A 17,839-nucleotide genomic window follows, 5' to 3' on the forward strand; every position below is an offset into this window, starting at 1 on the left:
AGCGATGGTCAACATCCGTCCCGGGAGACGCCGGTCCGGCGCGAAGACGCGGTGTGTCACCGGGCGGCGCGAAGACGCGGTGTGTCAGCCGCCGGCGAGACGGCGGCTGCGCTCGCAGGCGGCCTCGATCGCGTCGAGGAACGCGGCCCGCACCTTGTGGCGCTCCAGCTCGGCGATGGCGGCGATCGTGGTGCCTCCGGGCGAGGTCACGCCCTCGCGCAGGATCACCGGGTGCTCTCCGGAGTCGCGCAGCATGATCGCGGCGCCGACGATCGACTGGGTGACCATGTCGAGAGCGGCGGCGCGCGGCATGCCCAGCAGGATGCCGGCGTCGACCATGGCCTCGACCAGGTAGAAGAAGTAGGCCGGGCCGCTGCCGGACAGCGCGGTGGCGGCGTCCTGCTGCTTCTCGGGGATGCGCAGCACCTTGCCCACCGGGCTGAGCAGCGCCTCGGTGCGCTTGAGGTGCTCCTCGGAGGCGTGGGCCCCGGCCGAGATGACGCTCATGGCCTCGTCCACCAGGACGGGCGTGTTGGACATGACCCGCACGACCGCGACGCCGTCGCCGAGCCTCGCCTCCACGAACGCCGTCGTGATGCCGGCGGCCACCGAGATCACCAGCCGGTCGGCGGCCACGTGCGGGGCGATCTCGGTCAGCAGCGCGTCCATGTCCTGCGGCTTGACCGCGAGGATGATCGTCTCGGCCAGCTTGGCGGCCTCGGCGTTGCCCGCGACCCGCACGCCGTACCGCTCGCGCAGCGCCTCGGCCCGCTCGGGCCTGCGGGCCGTCGCCACGATCTCCTCGGGCCGCAGTCCGGCGCGTACCAGCCCGGAAAGCAGGGCCTCGCCCATCTTTCCGGTCCCGAGAATCGCGATCATTGCTGCACCTCTTCTGGGCTCCGCCGGGATCTCCACGCAGCTTACCGACCCCGCGGACGGAGCCGAACCCGCCGTCCGCCGGCACCCGGCCGGCGCTCAGGGGGTCCGGCGGCGCAGCGTGGCGGCGCCGAGCAGGAGGGCGAGCACGGCCGACCCCGCCACCACCAGGACGTCACGCCAGAACTCGCCGCCCGGATCGGTGTCCGCGACCGCGTGCGTCATCGCCTCGATCGCGTACGACATGGGCAGCACGCCGGAGATCCATTCGAGCACGGTCGCCATCTGCCCGCGCGGCACGAGGATCCCCCCGAGCAGGATCTGGGGGAGCATGACGATCGGCATGAACTGCACGGCCTGGAACTCCGTACGGGCGAACGCGCTGCACAGCAGGCCGAGCGCGGTGCCGAGCAGGGCGTTGAGCAGCGCCACGAGCACCAGCGGCCACAGCGGGCCCGGCAGGTCCAGGCCCAGCCAGGTGAGGGAGACGGCCAGCGCCAGCGCCACCTGGGCGCACGCCGCCAGCCCGAACGCGAGGCCGTACCCGAGGAGAAGGTCGAGCCGGCCGAGCGGCATCGCCATGAGCCGCTCCAGCGTGCCCGACGTGCGCTCGCGCAGGGTGGCGATCGAGGTGATGAGGAACATCACCAGGAAGGGGAAGACGCACAGCAGGATCGGCGCCCAGTGGCCGAAGGCCCGCTCGTCGTCCATCACGTAGTAGAGCAGGATCATCACCAGCGTCGGCACGAGCACCATCAGCGCGACCGTGCGCCGGTCGTGGCGGAGCTGGGTGATGATCCGCCGGGCCGTGGCGAGGGTGATCGCGACGTTCATGCCGCCGCCCTCTCCTCGATCAGGCGCAGGAACGCCTCCTCCAGGTCCGTCGTACGCGTGTGCGCGCGCAGGCCGCCGGGAGTGTCGTCGGCCAGGATCTCCCCCTGGCGCAGCACGATCAGCCGCTCGCACCGCGCCGCCTCGTCCATGACATGGCTGGAGACCAGGATCGTGGTGCCGCCCTCGGCCAGGCGGTTGAACAGCGTCCACAGCTCCTGCCGCAGCACGGGGTCGAGCCCGACCGTCGGCTCGTCGAGCACGAGCAGTTCCGGACGGCCGAGGAGCGCGACGGCGAGCCCGGCCCGGCCCAGCTGGCCGCCCGAGAGCGTGGACCCGAGCTGGTGGGCGGCGCCGGCGAGCCCGACCTCCGTCAGCACCCGCCCGGGGTCGTCCTTCGGGGCGCCGAGCACGGCCGCGAAGTAGCGCAGGTTCTCCAGCACGGTCAGGTCCCGGTAGACGGCCGGGCTCTGGGTGGAGTAGCCGATCCTGCGCCGCAGGCCCGCGCTTCCGGCCGGCGCGCCGAGCACGCGCACCTCACCGCCGCCGACGATCTGGACGCCCACGATCGCCCGCATGAGCGTCGTCTTGCCGCAGCCGCTCGGTCCGAGCAGGCCGGTGACCTGTCCCCGGGGCACGTCGAAGGTGAGGCCGTGCAGAACCTCCACCCCACCCCTGGACACCCGCAGATCGCGTACGGCGACCGCGGGATCCGATAAATTCATCATGCGATGAAATTAGTCCCCGGCGAGACGGCGCGTCAATGCACCACGCGCACCGCCTCGCGTGCGGGTGCGCGGACGGCTTCGGCGGGCGCACGAGCGCCCGTGCCGTGGCAAAAGCGGATTGTCCGCAGGAACGCCCGATGAGTAACTTCGCGGCTTATGACCCCGACTCTGCATACCGAGCGTCTGCTGCTGGAGCCTTACGCTCCCGAAGACGAGGAAGACTTCGTCACCCTGTTCCAGGACCTCAGGGTGTCGCAGTGGATGGGCGACGGTCCCGTCACCGAGGCGGAGTGCCGCGCGCTGTTCGGACGGATCTTCACGAAGGTCTACGCCCAGGACTCGTTCGACGTCTGGGCCGTCCGCCGGAACGGCCGCTTCGCCGGGCACGCCGAGATCAAGCCGACGGACGTGGCGGACGGCTACGAGATCATCTACGCGCTGGCCCCCGGTATGCGGGGATCGGGCCTGGGGAGAGAACTGGCCGGGGCGGTCGTCGCCTACGGCTTCGACGTCCTGAGGCTCACGGAGGTGTACGCCACCGTGGCGGCGCCGAACAGCGCCTCGCTGGCCGTGCTGGCCAGGATCGGCTTCGAGCACGTCCGGGACATAACCGAGGACGACGGCAGCGTCACCCGCGTGCTGACGCGCCGCCGGGACGCCTCGTGAAGGCGCCCTGGGGGCGTTGCGGCAGGTGAACCGGAGGCTCTTTACAGCCGTGTAAGGGGCATGAGAAAGCTCTGGCTCGTGGCCCTCCTGTTCCTGGCGGTCGCCTGCGGGGGGACCTCCTCCACCTCGGCCTCACCCGAACAGCCGGACGGCTCCCCCACGGGCGCCGAGGCCGGCCACGGCTCGCCCGCGCCGGTCTCGCCGTCCGGCGCTCCGAGCGGCGCCCCCTCTCCCGTGACCCCGGCCGGGCCCACCCTGAACCCGCGCAAGGTGCCATGGGAGAGCGCCACTCCCGCCGACGACGGCTGGTCCCTCGACGTGGTGTGGTGGTCGGGCGTGGAGCCCTGCACCGTGCTCGACCGCGTCGAGGTGACCGAGACGGCGCGCGAGGTCACCGTCACGCTGTACGAGGGACAGGACCGGCGCTCGCCCGACGCCATGTGCATCGCGATCGCGATCCTCAAGAGCACCAAGGTGCAGCTCAAGGCCCCCCTCGACGGCCGAAAGGTCGTGGACGGCGCCAAATAGGCCGCACGGGCGGCGGGGGGACGCCACCCGCCGCGAAGCAGCGAGGACGGCGCCTCGCGACTGGCGATGACGGGAAGAAATCCGCGCGTCCCAGGGTTGAGCCCCATAGACTCAAGCTGTTTGACAGAGCCCCCACCGGGGCCCCAGTATTTGAGTCTGACCGACTCAACTTTGACTACAAGGACGTACTCATGGCACGTGCGGTAGGTATCGACCTGGGGACGACCAACTCCGTCGTCTCGATTCTCGAGGGCGGCGAGCCCACGGTCATCGCGAACGCTCAGGGCTCGCGGACCACGCCGTCCGTGGTCGCGTTCGCGAAGAACGGGGAGGTTCTCGTCGGCGAGGTCGCCAAGCGGCAGGCGGTGACGAACGTCGACAGGACCATCCGCTCGGTCAAGCGCCACATGGGCACGAACTGGTCGATCGAGATCGACGGCAAGAAGTTCACGCCCCAGCAGATCAGCGCGTTCGTCCTGCAGAAGCTCAAGCAGGACGCGGAGGCGTACCTGGGCGAGAAGATCACCGATGCGGTGATCACCGTCCCGGCGTACTTCAACGACGCCCAGCGGCAGGCCACCAAGGAGGCCGGCCAGATCGCGGGCCTCAACGTGCTGCGCATCATCAACGAGCCCACCTCCGCGGCCCTGGCCTACGGCCTGGACAAGGAGAAGGACCAGACCATCCTGGTCTTCGACCTCGGCGGCGGCACCTTCGACGTGTCCCTGCTCGACGTCGGCCAGGAGGACGGGCACGGGTTCGTCGAGGTCAAGGCCACCAGCGGTGACAACCACCTGGGCGGCGACGACTGGGACCAGCGGGTCGTCGACGAGCTGGTGACCCGTTTCAAGAACGCGCACGGCGTCGACCTGTCCAAGGACAAGATGGCCCTGCAGCGCCTGCGCGAGGCGGCCGAGAAGGCCAAGATCGAGCTGTCGGCCCAGACCGAGACCACGATCAACCTGCCCTACATCACCGCCTCCTCCGAGGGCCCGCTGCACCTGGAGGAGAAGCTGACCCGGGCGGAGTTCCAGCGGATCACCGCCGACCTGCTCGAGCGCTGCAAGGGCCCCTTCAACCAGGTCATCAAGGACGCGGGGATCAAGGTCGCCGACATCGCCCACGTGGTCATGGTCGGTGGCTCCACCCGCATGCCGGCCGTGTCCGAGCTGGTCAAGGAGCTGACCGGCGGCAAGGAGCCCAACAAGGGCGTGAACCCGGACGAGGTCGTCGCCATCGGCGCCGCACTCCAGGCCGGCGTCCTCAAGGGCGAGGTCAAGGACGTCCTGCTGCTCGACGTCACCCCGCTGAGCCTCGGCATCGAGACCAAGGGCGGGATCTTCACCAAGATCATCGAGCGCAACACGACGATCCCGACCAAGCGCTCGGAGGTCTTCACCACGGCCGAGGACAACCAGCCGTCGGTGCAGATCCAGGTCTACCAGGGCGAGCGTGAGATCGCGGCGTACAACAAGAAGCTGGCCACCTTCGAGCTGACCGGCATCGCCCCGGCCCCGCGCGGCATCCCGCAGATCGAGGTCACCTTCGACATCGACGCCAACGGCATCGTGAACGTCTCCGCGAAGGACCTCGGCACGGGCAAGGAGCAGTCGATGACCATCACCGGCGGCTCGGCTCTGGGCAAGGACGACATCGAGCGCATGATGCGCGAGGCGGAGTCCTACGCCGAGGACGACAAGAAGCGCCGCGAGGAGGCCGAGGTCCGCAACAACGCGGACGCCCTGGCCTACCAGACGGAGAAGTTCCTCCGCGAGAACGACGAGAAGGTCCCGGCCGACGTCAAGACCGAGGTCAACGACTCGCTCGCCGAGCTGAAGAAGGCGCTGGAGGGCACCGACATCCCCGTCATCCGCACCGCCGCCGAGAAGCTCGCGACCGTCAGCCAGAAGATGGGCTCGGCCATCTACGCCCAGTCGCAGGGCGGCGCCGAGGGCGCCGCGGCCGACGCGGGCGCGGAGGGCGCGCAGGCGAAGGCCGACGAGGACGTGGTCGAGGCCGAGATCGTCGACGACGAGCGGGAGGGCGGCCGCAAGTGAGCCCGCGTGAGAACGGCGCCGAGGAGGAGCCGGTGATCCGCGACAACCGCAAGATCGACCCGGAGACCGGCAAGGCCCGCGACTCCTCCGGGGACGCCACCGAGGCGGCCCCCGGGGACGACGGGACGGAGACGGCGACGGCGCCCGCCGGGGGGTCCGCGACGGACCTGCTCGCCGAGCGCACCGCCGACCTCCAGCGGCTCCAGGCGGAGTTCAGCAACTACCGCAAGCGGGTCGATCGCGACCGGATCGCCGTCAGGGAGCAGGCCGTCGCGAGTGTGCTCACCGAACTGCTGCCGGTGCTCGACGACATCGGTCGCGCCCGCGACCACGGCGAGTTGACCGGGGGCTTCGCGAAGGTGAGCGAATCGCTGGAGGCGGCCGTCGGCAAGCTGGGCCTGACCGCGTACGGCGCGAAGGGCGACCCCTTCGACCCGACCGTGCACGAGGCCCTGCTGCACAGCTATTCGGCGGAGGTGAGCGAGCCGACGTGCGTCGAGATCCTCCAGCCCGGCTACCGGGTCAACGACCGGATCCTGCGGGCCGCCCGCGTGGCCGTCGCCGAGCCGAGCGAGGAGGCGGCGCCGGAGGAGACGGCGGCCGGCTCCGGTGAGTCCGGCGGGCCGGACGAGAACTGAAACCGCGGAGTCTCTCCCGATCGGCGAAGATCGGGAGAGACCCGCGAGGGCACCCGCGACGACAGCCGCGGGACCGCCCGCGGGAACACAGATTGACTCCCCCTTTCGTGCGAAGGAAGCGATAGATGAGCACCAAGGACTACTTGGAAAAGGACTACTACGCCGTCCTTGGTGTGCCCAAGACCGCGAGCGCCGAGGAGATCAAGAAGGCGTACCGCAAGCTCGCCCGGCAGTACCACCCCGACGCCAACCCGGGGAACAAGGAGACCGAGGAGAAGTTCAAGGAGGTCTCCGAGGCGTACGACGTGCTGTCCGACGTCAAGCGGCGCAAGGAGTACGACGAGGCGCGCACCCTGTTCGGGTCGGGTGTGGGCGGCTTCGCGGGGGCGGGCGGCCCGCGCGGGGCCGGCGGCGGCTTCAACTTCGACCTCGGCGACCTGTTCGGCGGCTCAGGGTCGGGCGAGCGGATCGGGGACCTGTTCGGGGGACTGTTCAACCGGGGCGGCGCGGGCACGGGCACGCGCACGACCAGTGCCCGGCCCCGGCGCGGCCAGGACGTCGAATCGGAGGTGACGCTCGCCTTCGGCGAGGCGGTCGACGGCACGACCGTGTCACTCCGGCTGACCAGTTCGGCCGCCTGCACCGCCTGCGGCGGCACGGGGGCGAAGGCAGGCACCACGCCACGGGTCTGCCCGACCTGCGAGGGAACCGGGGCGGCCAGCCGCAACCTCGGCAACTTCGCCTTCTCCGAGCCGTGCCGCGACTGCCGCGGCCGGGGCCTGGTGGTCGACGACCCCTGCCCCGTCTGCGACGGCAGCGGGCGCGGCAAGAGCACCCGTACGATCCAGGCCCGCATCCCGGCCGGAGTCGGCGACGGCCAGCGCATCAGGATCAAGGGCAAGGGCGCGCCCGGTGAGAACGGCGGCCCGGCCGGCGACCTCTACGTGCTGGTCCACGTCAAGCCGCACCCCGTGTTCGGGCGCAGCGGGGAGAACCTGACCGTCACGGTCCCCGTCACCTTCCCCGAGGCCGCGCTCGGCGCCGAGATCAAGGTGCCGATTCTCCGGGGGATGCCGGTGACTCTGCGCATTCCCGAGGGGACGCCCAACGGGCGGACGTTCCGGGTGCGCGGCAGGGGGGCCTCCCGCAAGGACGGCACGAAGGGCGACCTGCTGGTCACCGTGCAGGTCGCGGTGCCGCAGAACCTCGACGACAAGGCCCGCGCGGCCCTCGAGGAGTTCAGGAACGCCACGGAGGGCCCGGACCTTCGCGAAGAGCTCATCAAGCAGGCCAGAAGCGAGTGAGCCGATGGATGCCAGCTTTTTCGACATCTCCGACGACACACCTGTTTATGTGATCTCCGTAGCCGCCCAGCTGTCCGGGCTGCACCCGCAGACGCTCCGCCAGTACGACCGGCTCGGGCTCGTCAGCCCCGGTCGTACGGCCGGGCGGGGGCGGCTGTACTCGACGAGGGACATCGTGCTCCTGCGCGAGGTCCAGCGGCTCTCCCAGGAGCACGGCATCAACCTCGCCGGCATCAAGCGCATCCTCGAACTCGAAACCGAGAACATGCGCCTGCGCGAGGAGGTCACCCGGCTCAGGGGTGAGCTCACGATGTTGCGGGCACTGGTCCGCTACGAACTGCCACCTGCCTGACCGGCGAATCGAGGCATTCACATATGGACTACAAGTTCACCCAGAAAAGCCAGGAGGCCCTGTCCGCGGCCGTCCGGCGCGCGGCGGCGGACGGCAACCCCGAGGTCGCGCCCGCGCACCTGCTGACGACCCTGCTGGCGCAGAACGGCGGCATCGCCGGGTCGCTGCTGCAGGCCGTCGGGGCGGACCCCCGGCAGCTGCGCGCCCAGGCGGAGGAGTTGCTCGACCGGCTGCCCAAGGCGCAGGGCTCCACCGTGAGCGCGCCGTCCAGCTCGCGTCAGCTGCACAGCGTCATCAACACCGCCGCCCAGCGGGCCAAGCAGCTCGAGGACGAGTACGTCTCGACCGAGCACCTGCTGGTCGGGCTCGCCACCGACGGCGGGCCGGTCGCCGACCTGCTGAAGGCAACGGGCGCCACCCCCGACGCGTTGCTCGAGGCGTTCGAGAAGGTCCGCGGGCACGCCAGGGTGACCAGCGAGACCCCCGAGGACACCTACCAGGCGCTGGAGAAGTACGGCGTCGACCTCACCGAGCGGGCGCGGTCCGGCAAGCTCGACCCGGTGATCGGCCGCGACAGCGAGATCCGCCGGGTCATCCAGGTGCTGTCGCGCCGCACCAAGAACAACCCCGTGCTGATCGGCGAGCCCGGCGTCGGCAAGACCGCCGTGGTCGAGGGCCTCGCCCAGCGGATCGTCGCCGGCGACGTGCCCGAGAGCCTGCGCAACAAGCGCCTGGTCGCGCTCGACCTCGGCGCGATGGTCGCGGGCGCGAAGTATCGCGGCGAGTTCGAGGAACGCCTCAAGGCCGTGCTCAACGAGATCAAGAACAGCAACGGCCAGATCGTGACGTTCATCGACGAGCTGCACACGATGGTGGGCGCGGGCGCCGCCGAGGGCGCGATGGACGCCGGCAACATGCTCAAGCCCATGCTGGCCCGCGGCGAGCTGCGCATGATCGGCGCCACCACGCTCGACGAGTACCGCGAGCGCATCGAGAAGGACCCGGCCCTGGAGCGGCGGTTCCAGCAGGTCTACGTGGGCGAGCCGACGGTCGAGGACACGATCGCGATCCTGCGCGGGCTCAAGGGCCGCTACGAGGCGCACCACCAGGTGCAGATCTCCGACAGCGCCCTGGTCGCCGCCGCCACGCTCTCCGACCGCTACATCACGGCGCGGTTCCTGCCCGACAAGGCCATCGACCTGGTGGACGAGTCGATGTCGCGGCTGCGCATGGAGATCGACTCGCGGCCGGTGGAGATCGACCAGCTCCAGCGGAGCGTGGACCGCCTCAAGATGGAGGAGCTCGCGCTCGCCAAGGAGACCGACGAGGCCAGCCGCCAGCGCCTGGAGAAGCTCCGCGAGGAGCTGGCCAACCGGCAGGAGGACCTCAACGCCCTGGTCAGCCGGTGGGAGCGGGAGAAGGCCGGCCTCAACAAGGTCGGCGAGCTGAAGAAGCGGCTCGACGAGGCGCGCGGCGCGGCCGAGCGGGCCCAGCGCGACGGCGACTTCGAGGCCGCGTCCCGGCTCATGTACGGCGACGTCCCGCGCCTGGAGAAGGAGCTCGCGGAGGCGACCAAGGCCGCCGAGTCGGCGGAGGCCGAGGCCGAGCCCATGGTGAAGGAGGAGGTCGGCCCCGACGACATCGCCGAGGTCATCTCCTCGTGGACCGGCATCCCCGCGGGACGGCTGCTCGAGGGCGAGACCGCCAAGCTGCTGCGGATGGAGGACGAGCTGGGCAGGCGCCTGATCGGCCAGAGCGAGGCGGTCAAGGCCGTCTCCGACGCCGTACGGCGGGCCCGGGCCGGCATCTCCGACCCCGACCGGCCGACCGGCTCGTTCCTGTTCCTCGGCCCGACCGGCGTCGGCAAGACCGAGCTGGCCAAGGCGCTCGCCGAGTTCCTGTTCGACGACGAGCGGGCCATGACCCGCATCGACATGAGCGAGTACGGCGAGAAGCACAGCGTGGCCCGCCTGGTCGGCGCGCCGCCCGGATACGTCGGTTACGAGGAGGGCGGCCAGCTCACCGAGGCCGTGCGGCGCAGGCCTTACACCGTGGTGCTGCTCGACGAGATCGAGAAGGCCCACCCGGAGGTCTTCGACATCCTGCTCCAGGTGCTCGACGACGGCCGGCTCACCGACGGGCAGGGCCGGACGGTCGACTTCCGCAACACGATCCTGATCCTCACCTCGAACATCGGCTCACAGTTCCTCGTGGATCCCACGATGGAGAACCAGGCCAAGCGCGACGCCGTGATGAACGCGGTGCGGGCCTCGTTCAAGCCCGAATTCCTCAACCGGCTCGACGACATCATCGTGTTCGACGCGCTGGGCACCGAGGAGCTGTCGCAGATCGTGGACCTGCAGGTCACCCGGCTCGCCCGGCGCCTGTCCGACCGGCGGCTCACGCTGACCGTCACCCCCGCGGCCCGCGACTGGCTCGCGCTGACCGGCTACGACCCGTTGTACGGTGCGCGCCCGCTGCGCCGCCTGATCCAGTCGGCCATCGGCGACAAGCTCGCCAAGGAGCTGCTGTCGGGCGCCATCCGGGACGGCGACGAGGTAATCGTCGATATCGACGAGGCAGGTGACACGCTGACGATCCGGCCCGTTCGGTAAGGTCTTCCCCACCATTGGGGCAAGCGCGCCCCGCCCTTCTCCCTCGCTGCTACGTTCGGCGTTCGTCGGACTACCGTACGCGATCAGGGGGACGTGGATGTCCAGGACATCACGAAGTATTCGAGGGCGGTGCGTCGCGCTTGCGGCGGTCACGGCCGGGGTGAGCTGGCTGACCGGGGGCGCGGCGATGGCGAAGGGCGGCGCGCTGGCCGACGCCTGCCGGACCCAGAGCGGCGACGTCACAGGCCGCGATGTCACGGGCCGTGACGTCACGGGCGGGCTGACCACCCTCGCTCCGGCGGCGGGCGTGCTGAGCATCGCCGACGCGGCCGGAGCGGCCGCCGGTCAGGGGCGCAACTCCCTGCCTACCGGCCCCGCCACGACCACGCGGCCCGTCCCGGCGGCGCTGCCGGCCGTGCCCGGCCCCCGCACCCTGCCGGCCGTGCCGGGTCCCCGTACGCTGCCGGGTGCGATGACCGGTGCGGCTCCCTCGGCGGCCAAGGCCGCGCCCGCCGTCCCCGCGGCGGACGCCAAGACCCTGTTCCCGGCCAGGAGCACCGTGCCCCTCCTCGCCGTCGCACCGGCCAAGCCGAGCGACGCGAACGCCTGCGCAGCGGCGCTGCGGACCGCGCCGGTCGCCCACGAGCGGGAGCACCCCGCCACGCAGGGGCATCCGAAGAAGGGCCACCGGCATCCGAAGCCGGAGGGCGAACCGGCGGGCGCCCCGTCCCGCGGCGACGCGGCCCGCGGCACGCTGTCGCAGAACCCGGGGGCGCAGAACCCGGGGGCGCAGAACACCTCGCCGCGCAGGCCGGAGGCACGCAAGCCGGGTGCGCAGAAGCCGGAGGCGCAGAACCAGGGCACGCAGGGCACCCTGACGCCCGAGGGCGTCTCCAACAGCAACAGTTCGCAGAGCGCCGCCTCGGGCCAGGAGCAGAGCACGCGGACCTTCCCGGCGCGGGACCGCCGCCACCGTAAGGTGCACCATCCCCACAAGCCGGGGCTCGTGCCGCCGGCGCAGGCCGCGAACCAGGCGGGCCAGGCGGGCCAGACCGGCCGCCCGGCGTCCGGCACGCGCAACGCCTCCCTGCCGGAGGGCGAGCGCAAGAAGGGGGCCAAGGACGGGCGTCAACGGCCCGACGGCGCGCGTGGGACCGCCCCGGTGGTGCGGACCGACGCCGCGGACGGCCGGCACGTGCCGCGGATGCAGCCGCGCGAGTACCCCAAGGCGGCCACGCGCGGGCAGAACGGCGACATCACCGCACCGGCCGCCCTCACCAAGGCCACGGGCACACGCGCGGTGACCGAACTGGCCGACGCCACCGGCAAGAAGCTCCTGCCCTGATTCGCCGTACGTCCCGGGCGGGCGGGCGAAGACGGCGGCCGGCGGCCCGGGTTCGACGGCCGGGCCGTACGAGGACGAGTTCGCCGGGACGGGAGACGAGCACCTGCCGGAAGGGCGCACACCGGCCGCGGTGAGCCGCGTCGCCCCGCCCCGCAGGGCTCCCACCCGGCGCCGACCCGCCGGAACACCGAAGACAACGAGACCCGAGACAGCGAGACTCCAAGGGGCCGTGGTTCACGGCCCCTTTCGCATGGGCGCCGGGAGGCTCAGCGGGAGACGTCGAGGAGGGCGTCCAGGTCGTCCTCGGGCAGGCCGAGGTCGACCCGGATGCGGTAGCGGGTGCGCAGCAGGGAGTCGCGGATGCCCGATCCCGCACCCCCGCAGGCCCGGATCCCGTCGGTGGCCCACTCGTGCGCCGCGCCGAGGTCGCCGTACGCCACGAGCGTCTCGGCCACGGTCAGCGCGGTGGCCGGGCTGCAGTCACCCGCCCGGATCGCGGCGATCACAGCCCTGGCCTCCTCGGGCCGGTCGAGCTCGAACAGCGTGTCGGCGATCCCGGCACGCGGGTCCACCGGCACCTCCCCGCCGTCCTCCATCGCGCTCTGGTAGCGGTCGAGTGCGGCCGCCGGCTGACCGGCCTGGCGCCACTCCTCCGCGGCGAGCACGAGGATCGCCGCCCTCGACATCTCTCCGGACTCGTACCCCTGGGCCAGCGCGTCGAGGCGGCGGGCGAGGGCACCGTGGTCATCGAGCAGCAGGGCCTGTTCGAGCAGTCGGTCCACCTGCTCATTTGTCACATGTGCCACAGTGCCGAGGCTACCGATCCCGGCCTGTTTTCGCAGGACAACATCAGGCATTGCCGAAGCAACGATTAGTACACGTTTGACTACTATGCGCTTTTCTCGGCAGATAGTCGGGCATATCGCACCCTGCCTGTGCCAATCGAAGCTCGGCGAGGAGCGCTACAGCATGTCCAAGCGGGTGATACTGACTCTCGCCTCCACAACGGTGCTCGCCGCAGTGGTCCCCGGTTTCGCCGGCTTCGTCACGGCGCAGTACGAGGCGCTCGACCACGCCCGCGCCGAACTGGCCCGGCTGCAGGCCAAGCTGCAGATCATGGAACTCAGAATGGAGCCCGCGGCGGCGCTGGGGTGCCGTACCGGCGAGGCGGAGAAGGGACAGCCGAGCCGGACGGACGAGGACGACCCGCGGGAGCTGACGATACCGCCGCGCACCCACACCAGGTCGTGGCAGAACACCGCCTACGTGCAGGGCAGCTCGCCGGGACTGTGGCCCTCGATCGACGTCCCCCGCGGCGTGCCCGGCCCCCAGGCGCCGGCCGAGCCGAGCCCGTCCCGCGAGTGAGTCTCCGAGCCGGACGGCCCGCCCGCGCTCGAGTGTCACCCGCGCCGCGAGACGGCGGAGGCGAGCTGGCGGGACAGGTATCCGCGGACCAGTTGCTTGGCTTCGGCCACGATCTCCGGGTCGCCGTTCGGGTCGTGCCGGAAGGCGAGCTTCAGCACCGCGTCCCCCGCCTCCACGGCGACGGGAATGGCACGGTCCAATTCTTCGCTGTCCGCCAGTCCGAATTCGGCGAGGAGAAGCGCCCGGAGCCGCCCGGCGATCACGGTGTTGTTGTCGGCCACGGAGTCGAGGAGGCCGAGATCGAAGACCTCGCCGAAGTGCAGCGAGCGGAATCCGGGCACGCTGCGGTGCATCTCGACGTACTCGTCGATGACGGCGTCGACGGCGTCCCACCAGCCGGCGTAGTCCTCGACCATGAAACGTCGCCCGACCCGGGCCACGAACGACTCGACGTTGCGCCGGGTCAGGGCCTGGCTGAGCGCCCGCTTGTCGGGGAAGAACTGGTAGACCGAACCGATCGCCACCCCGGCCCGCTCGGCCACTCTGGTGGTCGTCAGCGCGTCGTACCCGCCCTCGTCGAGCAACTCGGCGCAGGCGTCGAGCATCCGCTCCACCCTGCGGGCACTACGACGCTGCGAAGGACGCCGCCGCAGCGGCTCATCGGGATGCGACGAGCGCGGCGACATCCCCTCACCATCCTCACCGCTCCGTTGCCCGACGACGTCACAGTGCTCGACGTCACAGTCGGCGAGACGGCGCTCGACGACACGGCGCTCGACACGGCGCTCGACACAGGGCTCGACGGCGACGGCGGAACCGCCTGCTTCCCTCACGTACCGGCTGGACACTCACCCATCTTGCCTGTTTCACGCGCGACGGTCAGCGCTAATCGGCCAGTCGTCTGATTTGCGGCAAGAATCCGGTGGTTTCTTTCGCCGTCAGGAGTCGGCGGGCGCCGCCGACAGGCCGGTGCAGCCGCGCAGCGCGCGGTAGGAGCCGAGCGCCTGCTGCTTGGCGCCGCCCGTCGCCGGAATCGGCACGCCGCCGTTGATCCGGGCGGGGGTCCACTGGTCCTTGAGCACCTTCCTGCCGTTGATCGTCAGGGTGAGCACACCGGTCGCCCCGGTGTCCGGGCCCCAGTTGTAGAAGGCGAAGTTGCCGAGGCCGTAGTGCACGTACGCCTGGCCGGAGTAGCCGCCGCCCAGCAGGATGTGCGCGTGGCTGCCCACGATCACGTCGGCCCCCGCGGCCACGAGCTTGTCCGCCAGGCTCCGCTGCACCGGCGTCGGGCACTTGACCAGCTCCGTGCCCCAGTGGAGGAACACGATGACGGTGTCGGAGTTCTTGCGGGCCTGCCGTACGGCCCGGACGAGACGCGGCTCGTTCTTGGCGGAGGCGAGCCCGCCCTTGTCGCCGGCGGCGGTCCAGGACTGGATGAACTGCGAGTCGAGCACCTGAGTGGCGCCGATGATCGACACCCGGTTGCCGTTGACCGTCCTGCGGTAGGGCCGGTATGCCTCGGTCTCGTTCGCGCCGATGCCGATGACGGGAAACTTCGAGGACTTGATCGCCTTGAGCGTGTCGGCCAGGCCGCTCTCCATGTAGTCCATGCCGTGGTTGTTGGCCATCGTGACGACGTCCACCCCGGCGGCCTTGAGCGCGGTGAACGCCGTGGCCGGGGCGCGGAAGGTGAACTGCTTGCCCGGCGCGGGCGTGCCGGCGGTGGTGATGGCCGTCTCGAGGTTGAGCGCCGTGAGGTTCGATTTGCGCAGGACGGCGGCGATCGGGCCGAGCGCGGTACGCGGGTCGGCGTTGAGCCGGTTGCGCAGGACCCCCTCGAAGTGCACGTCCCCCGCGAAGGAGATGGTGAAGGGCCGCCGCTGCGGCGGCTTGGGAGACGGCGTGGAGGTCTTCGTCTCCGGTTGCGACGCTTCGGGGACGGGCTCGCTCTCGGCCGGGCTGCATCCCGCGACGAGGAGGGGAGCCGCGAGGAGTGCGAACAGGGACAGGGCGAGGGGCTGACGTCTCACGGCACCTGAGCATGCCATCTCCCGCCGACATCCGGGGAGTCCATGGGAGATCGTGGGGCAAGTAACTGGGATACTTCCTTTGCTTGAATCATTCAACTTTGCTGCTAGCGTGGGTGCTGTGGACGACGCCGGGCGCCTTCGCCAGGCCGGACTGCGAGTGACCGCGGCCCGGCTGGCGATCATGCAGACCGTGAGCGATGGCGACCACCTCGACGTGGACGCCATCCATCGCGGCGTGTGCGCACGCGTCGGGCAGGTGTCCCTGCAGGCCGTCTACGACTCGCTGAACGCGTTGCAGCGCGGCGGGCTGCTCCGCCGCATCGAGCCCGCGGGCAGCCCGACGCGGTACGAGGCGCGGGTGGGCGACAACCACCACCACCTCGTCTGCCGCCACTGCGGACAGGTCAGGGACGTCGACTGCGCGGTGGGGCACGCGCCGTGCCTGGAGCCGGCGTCGGACGCCGGTTACCTGGTGGACGAGGCGGACGTCATCTACTGGGGTCTGTGCCCGCCCTGCCGGACCGGAGCCGACGACGCCCGGCCCGGCTCCGCTCACGTCTGACCTCGCGTCCCCGCCCTCCGTCGCCGAAGTGCCCGTGCTCGAAGTGACCGCTCTAGACAGACCCCGATGGATCGACCCCGGAGGACAGCCCCATGACCGACAGGCCCATCACCACCGATGACGCCGGGATCCCGGCCCCCAGTGACGAGTTCTCGCTGTCCGTCGGCCCCAACGGCCCTCTGCTGCTGCAGGACCACTACCTGATCCAGAAGATGGCCCACTTCAACCGGGAGCGGGTCCCCGAGCGCGTGGTGCACGCCAAGGGCGGCGGCGCGTACGGCGTGCTGCAGATCACCGAGGACGTCAGCCAGTACACCAAGGCCACGCTGTTCCAGAAGGGCAAGGAGACCGAGCTGCTCCTGCGCTTCTCCACGGTGGCCGGCGAGCTGGGCAGCGCCGACACGGCGCGCGACCCCCGCGGCTTCGCGCTCAAGTTCTACACGGAGGACGGCAACTACGACATCGTCGGCAACAACACGCCGATCTTCTTCATCCGCGACCCCTCGAAGTTCTCGGACTTCATCCACACCCAGAAGCGCCGCGCCGACAACCACCTGCACGACCACAACATGCAGTGGGACTTCTGGACGCTGTCGCCCGAGTCGGCCCACCAGGTGTCGTTCCTCATGACCGACCGGGGCACGCCGCGCACCTGGCGGCACATGCACGGCTTCGGCTCGCACACCTTCCTCTGGTACAACGCCGCGGGCGAGAAGTTCTGGGTCAAGTACCACTTCAAGACCGAGCAGGGCATCGAGAACTTCACCGACGCCGAGGCCAAGGCGCTGACGGCGGAAGACCCGGACTTCCACATCCGCGACCTCCATACGGCGATCAAGAACGGCGACCACCCGGCGTGGAAGGTCAACGTCCAGATCATGCCGTTCGAGGACGCGGCGGACTACCGGTTCAACCCGTTCGACCTCACCAAGGTCTGGCCGCACTCCGACTACCCGGAGATCACGATCGGCCGGTTCGTGCTGAACCGCAACCCGGAGAACTACTTCGCGGAGATCGAGCAGGCCGCTTTCGAACCCGCCAACCTGGTGCCGGGCATCGCCGCGTCCCCGGACAAGATGCTCCAGGGCCGGCTGTTCTCCTACCCGGACACCCACCGCTACCGCATCGGCGCCAACTACCTGCAGCTCCCGGTGAACCGTCCCAAGTCGCCCGTCCACAGCTACAACAAGGACGGCGCGATGGCGTTCGCCAACCCGGGCGACCCGCTGTACGCGCCGAACTCCTTCGGCGGCCCGGCCGCCGACCCCTCGCTCCACCAGGGCGAGAGCTACCAGATCGCCGGTGAGATCATCCGGAGCGCCTACGTCAGGCACCGCGAGGACGACGACTTCGTCCAGCCGCGCGCGCTGTGGGAGAACGTGCTCTCGGACGTCGACCGCGACCACATGGTGGGCAACATCGTCGGCCACGCCTCGGCTCCCGAGGTCACCGCCGACATGAGGAAGCGCGTGGTCGAATACTGGACCAACGTCCACAAGGACCTCGGCCAGCGCGTCGCCCAAGGGCTCGGCGTCGCCTGACCCCCTTCCCCTCGCGTACGGCTCGCGCCGTTCCGGGCGCGGGCCGTACGCGCGTGTCCGCCCCTCCCGACGAGGTCGAACACCTTCGCGGTACGCGTGAGCAGCGCCGGAAGAAGGCAGAGCCTGGCCGCCGGGACGGCCGGCCAGGCCCGGAGACTAAAGGTCGAACTCGCCGTCCTTGACGCCACCGATGAACGCGTCCCATTCGGCGGGGGTGAAGACGAGAGCGGGACCATCCTGGTTCTTGCTGTCACGCACCCCCACATGGCCGTCGGCCAGTACCGCTACTTCCACACAAGCGCAGTTGTTGGCGCTCCGGCTGCTCTTCCACCACGCGGCGCCGGACAGGTCAATCGAGTTCATGGACAATGTTTTCTCCCCCCGGAAATCATTCGCGCGGG

The 17,839-nt window shown here is 70.6% G+C and carries 18 protein-coding genes; 11 read left to right on the forward strand and 7 right to left on the reverse strand.

All coding sequences use genetic code 11. From position 1 onward, the window contains the following. Positions 1 to 84: 84 nt before the first annotated feature. The 3 genes from proC to ACWEQG_RS13665 form a co-directional block, all read right to left on the reverse strand. Positions 85 to 879, reverse strand: coding sequence for a pyrroline-5-carboxylate reductase (gene proC, locus ACWEQG_RS13655; RefSeq protein WP_363463797.1), 795 nt, complete (start codon positions 877 to 879; stop codon positions 85 to 87). A gap of 96 nt (positions 880 to 975) precedes the next feature. Beyond that, positions 976 to 1,710, reverse strand: a complete 735-nt coding sequence (locus tag ACWEQG_RS13660) for an ABC transporter permease (RefSeq protein WP_452284520.1) — start codon at positions 1,708 to 1,710, stop codon at positions 976 to 978. After that, entirely contained in the window at positions 1,707 to 2,435 is a 729-nt protein-coding gene (locus tag ACWEQG_RS13665; protein ID WP_452284522.1) for an ABC transporter ATP-binding protein, read from the reverse strand. Before ACWEQG_RS13665 ends, ACWEQG_RS13660 begins: the two co-directional genes overlap by 4 nt. A gap of 156 nt (positions 2,436 to 2,591) precedes the next feature. Between ACWEQG_RS13665 and ACWEQG_RS13670 the strand changes: the two genes are divergently transcribed. The 8 genes from ACWEQG_RS13670 (at position 2,592) to ACWEQG_RS13705 (ending at position 11,940) form a co-directional block, all read left to right on the forward strand. After that, positions 2,592 to 3,101 carry a GNAT family N-acetyltransferase gene (locus ACWEQG_RS13670; protein WP_452284525.1) on the forward strand — a complete coding sequence of 170 codons (510 nt, stop codon included), beginning with the start codon at positions 2,592 to 2,594 and terminating at the stop codon, positions 3,099 to 3,101. Between the two features lie 60 nt (positions 3,102 to 3,161). Further along, entirely contained in the window at positions 3,162 to 3,629 is a 468-nt protein-coding gene (locus ACWEQG_RS13675) for a hypothetical protein (protein ID WP_452284527.1), read from the forward strand. Positions 3,630 to 3,820: 191 nt separating this feature from the next. Then, the gene (gene dnaK / locus ACWEQG_RS13680) at positions 3,821 to 5,686 is read left to right on the forward strand and encodes a molecular chaperone DnaK (protein WP_363463804.1); all 1,866 of its coding nucleotides are present in this window, start codon (positions 3,821 to 3,823) and stop codon (positions 5,684 to 5,686) included. Then, complete coding sequence (gene grpE, locus ACWEQG_RS13685) at positions 5,683 to 6,324, forward strand: nucleotide exchange factor GrpE (protein ID WP_452284529.1); 642 nt, start codon at positions 5,683 to 5,685, stop codon at positions 6,322 to 6,324. The genes dnaK and grpE overlap by 4 nt, the downstream gene beginning before the upstream one ends. A gap of 125 nt (positions 6,325 to 6,449) precedes the next feature. After that, positions 6,450 to 7,628, forward strand: a complete 1,179-nt coding sequence (gene dnaJ / locus ACWEQG_RS13690; RefSeq protein ID WP_452284531.1) for a molecular chaperone DnaJ — start codon at positions 6,450 to 6,452, stop codon at positions 7,626 to 7,628. 4 nt (positions 7,629 to 7,632) lie between these two features. Next, complete coding sequence (locus ACWEQG_RS13695; protein WP_452284533.1) at positions 7,633 to 7,980, forward strand: heat shock protein transcriptional repressor HspR; 348 nt, start codon at positions 7,633 to 7,635, stop codon at positions 7,978 to 7,980. A gap of 23 nt (positions 7,981 to 8,003) precedes the next feature. After that, positions 8,004 to 10,595, forward strand: a complete 2,592-nt coding sequence (gene clpB / locus ACWEQG_RS13700) for an ATP-dependent chaperone ClpB (RefSeq protein ID WP_452284535.1) — start codon at positions 8,004 to 8,006, stop codon at positions 10,593 to 10,595. A gap of 160 nt (positions 10,596 to 10,755) precedes the next feature. Next, positions 10,756 to 11,940, forward strand: a complete 1,185-nt coding sequence (locus ACWEQG_RS13705) for a hypothetical protein (protein WP_452284537.1) — start codon at positions 10,756 to 10,758, stop codon at positions 11,938 to 11,940. Between the two features lie 266 nt (positions 11,941 to 12,206). Here the strand turns inward: ACWEQG_RS13705 and ACWEQG_RS13710 are convergent, their stop codons facing one another. Further along, positions 12,207 to 12,746 carry a tetratricopeptide repeat protein gene (locus tag ACWEQG_RS13710; RefSeq protein ID WP_452284539.1) on the reverse strand — a complete coding sequence of 180 codons (540 nt, stop codon included), beginning with the start codon at positions 12,744 to 12,746 and terminating at the stop codon, positions 12,207 to 12,209. Between the two features lie 163 nt (positions 12,747 to 12,909). Between ACWEQG_RS13710 and ACWEQG_RS13715 the strand changes: the two genes are divergently transcribed. Next, positions 12,910 to 13,305: a hypothetical protein gene (locus tag ACWEQG_RS13715; RefSeq protein WP_452284541.1), complete on the forward strand. Its 396-nt coding sequence runs from the start codon at positions 12,910 to 12,912 to the stop codon at positions 13,303 to 13,305. Between the two features lie 35 nt (positions 13,306 to 13,340). Here ACWEQG_RS13715 and ACWEQG_RS13720 read toward each other — a convergent pair whose 3' ends face one another. Beyond that, positions 13,341 to 14,153, reverse strand: coding sequence for a TetR family transcriptional regulator (locus ACWEQG_RS13720; protein ID WP_452284543.1), 813 nt, complete (start codon positions 14,151 to 14,153; stop codon positions 13,341 to 13,343). Positions 14,154 to 14,243: 90 nt separating this feature from the next. Then, positions 14,244 to 15,335: a CapA family protein gene (locus ACWEQG_RS13725; RefSeq protein WP_452284545.1), complete on the reverse strand. Its 1,092-nt coding sequence runs from the start codon at positions 15,333 to 15,335 to the stop codon at positions 14,244 to 14,246. A gap of 118 nt (positions 15,336 to 15,453) precedes the next feature. On the opposite strand from ACWEQG_RS13725, the gene ACWEQG_RS13730 reads away from it, so the two are divergent. Beyond that, positions 15,454 to 15,897 carry a Fur family transcriptional regulator gene (locus ACWEQG_RS13730; RefSeq protein ID WP_452284547.1) on the forward strand — a complete coding sequence of 148 codons (444 nt, stop codon included), beginning with the start codon at positions 15,454 to 15,456 and terminating at the stop codon, positions 15,895 to 15,897. 92 nt (positions 15,898 to 15,989) lie between these two features. After that, on the forward strand, positions 15,990 to 17,438 hold the full coding sequence (locus ACWEQG_RS13735) for a catalase (protein WP_452284549.1): 1,449 nt from the start codon (positions 15,990 to 15,992) through the stop codon (positions 17,436 to 17,438). Positions 17,439 to 17,594: 156 nt separating this feature from the next. Here ACWEQG_RS13735 and ACWEQG_RS13740 read toward each other — a convergent pair whose 3' ends face one another. Then, complete coding sequence (locus tag ACWEQG_RS13740) at positions 17,595 to 17,801, reverse strand: DUF397 domain-containing protein (protein ID WP_346225098.1); 207 nt, start codon at positions 17,799 to 17,801, stop codon at positions 17,595 to 17,597. Between the last annotated feature and the right edge of the window lie 38 nt (positions 17,802 to 17,839).

The sequence above is a fragment of the Microbispora sp. NPDC004025 genome, from assembly GCF_053604425.1.

Bases quoted from the DNA above. Each gene is read 5' to 3' on its own strand.
- proC (WP_363463797.1), bottom strand. From the start codon at position 879: ATGATCGCGATTCTCGGGACCGGAAAGATGGGCGAGGCCCTGCTTTCC.
- ACWEQG_RS13660 (WP_452284520.1), bottom strand. From the start codon at position 1,710: ATGAACGTCGCGATCACCCTCGCCACGGCCCGGCGGATCATCACCCAG.
- ACWEQG_RS13665 (WP_452284522.1), bottom strand. From the start codon at position 2,435: ATGATGAATTTATCGGATCCCGCGGTCGCCGTACGCGATCTGCGGGTG.
- ACWEQG_RS13670 (WP_452284525.1), top strand. From the start codon at position 2,592: ATGACCCCGACTCTGCATACCGAGCGTCTGCTGCTGGAGCCTTACGCT.
- ACWEQG_RS13675 (WP_452284527.1), top strand. From the start codon at position 3,162: ATGAGAAAGCTCTGGCTCGTGGCCCTCCTGTTCCTGGCGGTCGCCTGC.
- dnaK (WP_363463804.1), top strand. From the start codon at position 3,821: ATGGCACGTGCGGTAGGTATCGACCTGGGGACGACCAACTCCGTCGTC.
- dnaJ (WP_452284531.1), top strand. From the start codon at position 6,450: ATGAGCACCAAGGACTACTTGGAAAAGGACTACTACGCCGTCCTTGGT.
- ACWEQG_RS13695 (WP_452284533.1), top strand. From the start codon at position 7,633: ATGGATGCCAGCTTTTTCGACATCTCCGACGACACACCTGTTTATGTG.
- clpB (WP_452284535.1), top strand. From the start codon at position 8,004: ATGGACTACAAGTTCACCCAGAAAAGCCAGGAGGCCCTGTCCGCGGCC.
- ACWEQG_RS13715 (WP_452284541.1), top strand. From the start codon at position 12,910: ATGTCCAAGCGGGTGATACTGACTCTCGCCTCCACAACGGTGCTCGCC.
- ACWEQG_RS13735 (WP_452284549.1), top strand. From the start codon at position 15,990: ATGACCGACAGGCCCATCACCACCGATGACGCCGGGATCCCGGCCCCC.
- ACWEQG_RS13740 (WP_346225098.1), bottom strand. From the start codon at position 17,801: ATGAACTCGATTGACCTGTCCGGCGCCGCGTGGTGGAAGAGCAGCCGG.